Genomic DNA, 5,352 nt, shown 5'->3' with positions numbered 1-5,352 from the left:
GAGCATGGCTGAATAGTTACAAAAATATTTGCAATAGCCGGCTATTACGCCATATTTTCGCCTCGCCAAGCAAGCACCCAAAAACCCAAATTCCAGCAACTTATTCCGTGCACGCCCCTAAACGCATACCTTAATGGGGTTAAATGCGCTTTTCTTGGAACCAAAAAAAACGCGCAAATTAGCGCGTTTTTTTGTTCAAGGACAACCACTAAAACTAAGCCACCTGCACAGGAATGGTATTACTGGTCCGGTCAATAGTATTACCTTCGGCCAAATATACTAACTTTGGTTGATGCGTGGTCATTTCAGACTCACTATATTGTCCGTAAGCCGCAATAATGACACGATCACCGACCTGAACCTTCCGCGCGGCAGCGCCGTTCATTGAAATAGTCTTAGAGCCCGCCTCAGCCAATATGACATAGGTGCTAAATCGCTCGCCATTATCGACATTATAAATATCAATACGCTCAAACTCGCATAAACCTGCAAGTTTTACAAAGTCACTATCAATGGCACAAGAACCATCGTACCAAAGCTCTGCTTGGGTAACACGAGCCATGTGTAACTTGCCTTTTAATAGGGTAGATTGCATGAAAAAAACCTCTAAATACTGGTGTAGCGTTTACGCCTCTAGCGTAATACTGACATTATCAATTAATCGGGCTGCCTGCGTATACATGGCACCTAAAATAGTCAATTGAGCATCATCACTTGCAGCCGGTTGTAAAAACTGGCTATTACAAACAGACAAATAATCGACACTGAAGCCTGCGGTTTTAATTTGTTCAGCCGCTGTTTTTTCAAGCTCGAGAAAATCTTGCCTCCCCGCTTTAATTGCTTGCGCAACCCAATTCAAACTACGGTTCAACTGATTAGCCTTCGGGCGTTCTTCTGGTGTAATAAAAGAGTTACGGGAGCTCATTGCAAGGCCATCGACTTCCCTTACAATATCCCCAGCAATGATACCTACGGGAATACAAAGGTCTTCGACCATTCGGCGAATAATCGCAAGCTGCTGGTAATCTTTCACACCAAATACAGCCATTTGCGGCTGCACAATATTAAATAATTTAGACACTACCGTTGTGACGCCTTCAAAATGCCCTGGGCGACTGGCACCACAAAGAACATCAGCCATGCTTGGTACAATTACTCTAGCCTGCTGATCCATCCCGTTTGGGTATATTTCGTGCTCGTCAGGGCAAAACAGGTAATCACAATTTACCGAGGTCAAGCGTTCACTATCAACCTTCAATGTACGAGGATAGCGATCCCAATCTTCATTCAGACCAAACTGTAAGCGATTAACGAAAATACTCGCCACCACAACATCACATAACGATTTGGCCTGTTTAACTAACGCTATATGGGCATCATGTAAATTGCCCATTGTGGGTACAAAAGCAATCGATCGCCCCGCATCGCGGTGAACCTGTAAAGCTTCTCGCAATGAAGCAATATGATGAAAACTTTGCATTAGAAACTCATATTTAATATTGGATAATAACGCACAATGCACGCACTACAGCTAGTGCATGTCATTATTAAAATACTCGGGCGCTAAATTTTCGAAGCGGGTATATTTACCCACAAAAGCTGCCCGACTAGTGCCAATCTCACCATTACGCTGCTTACCAATAATCAGCTCGGCAATGCCTTTATCTGGACTTTCTTCGTTGTAGTATTCATCGCGATAGATAAATAAAATAACATCCGCATCCTGCTCGATGGCACCCGACTCTCGCAGATCACTGTTCATAGGCCGTTTATTCGGCCTTGCTTCCACACTTCGGTTAAGCTGGGATAATGCAATAACAGGACAACTGTATTCTTTCGCCAGAGCCTTTAATGAGCGCGAAATTTCAGAAATTTCCTGAGTACGCCCTTCCGATGCTCCCGCTACCTGCATCAACTGCAAGTAATCCAACATAATCATGCCGGGATTACCGTGCTCACGCGCAACACGCTTGACTCGAGCCCGGACATCGCTTGGAGTTAAGCCTGGAGTATCATCAATAAAAAGCAGTTTATCTTTGAGCTTACGTGCAGCGGCCTCTAGCTTAGGCCAATCTTCTTCCAACAATTTACCATTACGAATACGACCGGCATCAATGCGCCCTATGGAGGACAGCATTCGCATCACCAGCGAATCTGCGGGCATCTCCATACTAAAAACAAGCGTTGGTTGCGGCTGACTCATAACGGAAGCTTCAACGAAATTCAAAGCAAGCGCAGTCTTTCCCATTGACGGCCTAGCCGCCAAAATAATAAGCTCACCGGGCTGCCAGCCAGCCGTTCGCTCATCCAAGTCAGTAATACCGGTAGGCAAGCCCGTCAGGTCGCTATCAGACCGAAACAACTGGTCGATTTTTGCAACCGTTGTTTTTAGAAGGCTATTGACACCTTGAAAGCCCCCCTCTTTTGGGCGATCTTCTGAAATTTCTAATAATCGCTTTTCGGCTAACTGTAACAGCTCGTCAGAACCTAATTCCCCAGGATTAAAACTCGCCTGGCTTATCTCTCCTGCCGCCGATATTAATTGCCGCAGCGTAGAACGCTCTCGTACAATTCGCGCATAGGCACCTAAGTTTGCACTCCCCGCCACGTTAGAGGCGAGGTCAGTTAGGTAGCTTAGGCCACCTGAAGCGGCCAGCTCATCACGCCGGTTTAACTCCTCCGATACCGTAATCACATCAATGGGTTGCTCTTGTTCAACCAAATGCAACATGACATGGAAGATACTTCGGTGCGCAGCCTTAAAAAAATCAGTTTCTGAGACGATTTCACAAACCGCATCAAACACCGTAGCGTCAAGCATCAAGCCACCCAACACAGACTGCTCCGCCTCAATCGAGCGCGGCAATACAGTCTCTTCGCGCGCAACTACACCACCGTCATGATGGAAGTCAGGGTAATCGGGTTCTAGCTCGGCCATAATGAATTCGTCTAGGTAAAATAAAAATCAGGGCTTGTGCATCATACGCAAAAAACAACAGATATAAAAAAGGCACGAGTGGATTATCTCCACCCATGCCTTTCTTCAAAGCGACTGCTTATTATTGGGGCTTATTCAGCCTCAACAACCAACTTCACTATTTGAATCACATCAACATGCAACTGCACATTAACATCATACTCGCCTAAATCACGCAAAGTACCCTCAGGCAACTTAACTTCAGCTTTAGCAACTTTAACGCCTGCAGAGCATATGGCATTCGCAATATCACGAGCGCCAATAGAACCGAACAACTTACCTTCGTCACCAGCATTCGCTTTAATGGTAACAACAAGTTCAGCTAACTGTTTAGCTCGAGCGTTTGAAGATACCAATTTATCGTTGGCAGCAGCTTCTAGCTCATTACGACGCGCTTCAAAATCAGCAACGTTTGTTTTAGTCGCTGTAATCGCTTTGCCTTGCGGCAAAAGATAATTACGGCCAAAGCCTGATTTAACACTAACTTTGTCGCCAACCGTACCAAGACGGCCAACTTTTTCAAGCAATATAACTTCCATCTGGCTACCCCTTACTCGTGGCTGTCAGTGTATGGCAATAAAGCAACGTAGCGCGCACGCTTAACAGCAGTCGCTAATTGACGCTGATATTTTGCTTTAGTACCGGTGATACGGCTAGGAACAATCTTGCCAGTTTCACTAACGTAGGCCTTAAGTGTTTCCAGATCTTTATAATCAATCTGGATAGTACCTTCAGCAGTAAAACGACAGAACTTACGACGACGGAAAAAACGAGCCATGATTAATTCTCCTCAGTTTTTTCAGCTATATCGCCACTGTCATCTTCGTCAGTGTCTACAGCTTTTGGTTCATCTTCAACGACAGCAACGACGACTTCTTCTTGACGACGCTCTGCACGCTGCTTACGTTCACGATTTTCATTCTCAGCTTTCATGATATGCGACTCTTCAGTCACAGCTTCGTCCATACGGACAACCATGCTACGAAGAACGGCATCGTTATAGCGGAATGTAGTAGTTAACTCTTCCAACACATCACCAGTACATTCAACATTCAAAAGAATGTAATGTGCTTTGTGAATTTTATTGATTGAGTACGCTAACTGGCGGCGACCCCAGTCTTCAAAGCGATGAACAGTACCACCAGCACCGGTGATAGACGCTGTGTAGCGCTCAACCATACCAGGTACCTGCTCAGACTGGTCAGGGTGGACCAGGAACACGATTTCGTAATGACGCATTGTAGCTCCTTACGGGTTAAGCCTCCCACTAAAGTGCGGTGAGGCAAGGAGAACCACAACCCAAAAGGCTGCGGAATCGGGCGCGGACTATATAAGAATTCAACAAAGTATGCAATCTATTGGTAAACCTTAATTCGACAAGCCACCAAGAGCCAGACAATGCATTCACAAAAAGATCTTAACGGACAGTTATTAACCACAAAAAACCAAAAGCGTCACTGACGCACAATTATTGACAAAAAATGTCGTGCCTAGCGCTTTTAGTTTGTCTATTATTCCCACCAAGGGAATAAATAGTGGCGCAGCTTTAACAAAGCACACTAATCGAGCTTGCATCTATAAGCGGGCCGAGTAGACATACCAATAGCGTCACAGACCAGGACTGGTCAACCATAATAGAAAGAGACAAAAACAAGGTTTTAACATCAACAACCCGGAACCGTAAGCCAAAAGCTTACGATGCAAGCCTATGCTAGAAATCATCCCAACGCGCGGGATTGGCCCCGTCATGCTCGGCATGTCGAGAGAAGAGGTCTCGAAAGCCATGCTTTCGCTAAGCCCGCAGCGACGCCACACCCAGCAGCGCGATATTTATTGCCAAGGCAAATTAGTTATCGACTTTAAACACGAAAAAGCCATTGCTGTTTGCGTCAATAAAGACCCCATAATTACAACCTTAGAGCCCCACCTCTTTGGCTTCAACCCACTAAAGCAACAAGCCCATAAAACAATTATGCGCATGAGCTTGCAGGGCAATTACGACAACTCAGACCCGCAGCTTGGAATGTCTTACATCTATCCAGATCTTGGCATTTATTTCTGGCGTGACACCACACCCGAAAACCTTCAGCGAGAAATGCAACTACAGCGCACCGCTGAAAACACACCTCAAACTTGGTATGTTCAAGCCGTTCAAGACTACAAACAGTTTCATGTTGTTGGCGTATTCGCTAAAGGCTACCTTTAAAGACTATCTTTAAACAAAAAAAGGCTTTAGAGGAAAACCCCTAAAGCCTTTTTAAGTATTAAGGGGCGAGGCAATAATAGTTTATCCAATTAGGCGAAGAGGGCCTGCAGGGAGGCAGGTTATTAGAATAACGCATCGGGGCAGGAGCCCCTTATTAGACATTGCAGGA

General features: G+C 45.4%; 7 protein-coding genes. 1 reads left to right on the top strand and 6 read right to left on the bottom strand.

Going from position 1 to position 5,352, the window contains the following annotated elements; translation table 11 throughout:
• Positions 1-214 precede the first annotated feature (214 nt).
• From panD to rpsF, 6 genes are all read right to left on the bottom strand, one after another.
• On the bottom strand, positions 215-595 hold the full coding sequence (gene panD, locus AC3A8L_RS19510; protein WP_487963944.1) for an aspartate 1-decarboxylase: 381 nt from the start codon (positions 593-595) through the stop codon (positions 215-217).
• Positions 596-625: 30 nt separating this feature from the next.
• A complete protein-coding gene (gene panC / locus AC3A8L_RS19505; RefSeq protein ID WP_487963943.1) occupies positions 626-1,480 on the bottom strand; it encodes a pantoate--beta-alanine ligase in 855 nt (284 codons plus the stop codon).
• 51 nt (positions 1,481-1,531) lie between these two features.
• Positions 1,532-2,938 carry a replicative DNA helicase gene (dnaB, locus tag AC3A8L_RS19500; protein ID WP_487963942.1) on the bottom strand — a complete coding sequence of 469 codons (1,407 nt, stop codon included), beginning with the start codon at positions 2,936-2,938 and terminating at the stop codon, positions 1,532-1,534.
• 131 nt (positions 2,939-3,069) lie between these two features.
• Complete coding sequence (gene rplI, locus AC3A8L_RS19495; RefSeq protein WP_487963941.1) at positions 3,070-3,516, bottom strand: 50S ribosomal protein L9; 447 nt, start codon at positions 3,514-3,516, stop codon at positions 3,070-3,072.
• 11 nt (positions 3,517-3,527) lie between these two features.
• The gene (gene rpsR / locus AC3A8L_RS19490; RefSeq protein ID WP_487963940.1) at positions 3,528-3,755 is read right to left on the bottom strand and encodes a 30S ribosomal protein S18; all 228 of its coding nucleotides are present in this window, start codon (positions 3,753-3,755) and stop codon (positions 3,528-3,530) included.
• 2 nt (positions 3,756-3,757) lie between these two features.
• Positions 3,758-4,216, bottom strand: a complete 459-nt coding sequence (rpsF, locus tag AC3A8L_RS19485; RefSeq protein ID WP_487963939.1) for a 30S ribosomal protein S6 — start codon at positions 4,214-4,216, stop codon at positions 3,758-3,760.
• A gap of 469 nt (positions 4,217-4,685) precedes the next feature.
• Here rpsF and AC3A8L_RS19480 point away from each other — a divergent pair, with 469 nt between their 5' ends.
• The gene (locus AC3A8L_RS19480; RefSeq protein ID WP_487963938.1) at positions 4,686-5,183 is read left to right on the top strand and encodes a hypothetical protein; all 498 of its coding nucleotides are present in this window, start codon (positions 4,686-4,688) and stop codon (positions 5,181-5,183) included.
• Positions 5,184-5,352 lie beyond the last annotated feature (169 nt).

The sequence above is a fragment of the Marinagarivorans sp. genome (assembly GCF_982758155.1).
This window is presented reverse-complemented; position numbering and strand designations above follow the sequence as displayed.

Bases quoted from the DNA above. Each gene is read 5' to 3' on its own strand.
- dnaB (WP_487963942.1), bottom strand. From the start codon at position 2,938: ATGGCCGAGCTAGAACCCGATTACCCTGACTTCCATCATGACGGTGGT.
- rpsF (WP_487963939.1), bottom strand. From the start codon at position 4,216: ATGCGTCATTACGAAATCGTGTTCCTGGTCCACCCTGACCAGTCTGAG.
- AC3A8L_RS19480 (WP_487963938.1), top strand. From the start codon at position 4,686: ATGCTAGAAATCATCCCAACGCGCGGGATTGGCCCCGTCATGCTCGGC.
- rplI (WP_487963941.1), bottom strand. From the start codon at position 3,516: ATGGAAGTTATATTGCTTGAAAAAGTTGGCCGTCTTGGTACGGTTGGC.
- panC (WP_487963943.1), bottom strand. From the start codon at position 1,480: ATGCAAAGTTTTCATCATATTGCTTCATTGCGAGAAGCTTTACAGGTT.
- rpsR (WP_487963940.1), bottom strand. From the start codon at position 3,755: ATGGCTCGTTTTTTCCGTCGTCGTAAGTTCTGTCGTTTTACTGCTGAA.
- panD (WP_487963944.1), bottom strand. From the start codon at position 595: ATGCAATCTACCCTATTAAAAGGCAAGTTACACATGGCTCGTGTTACC.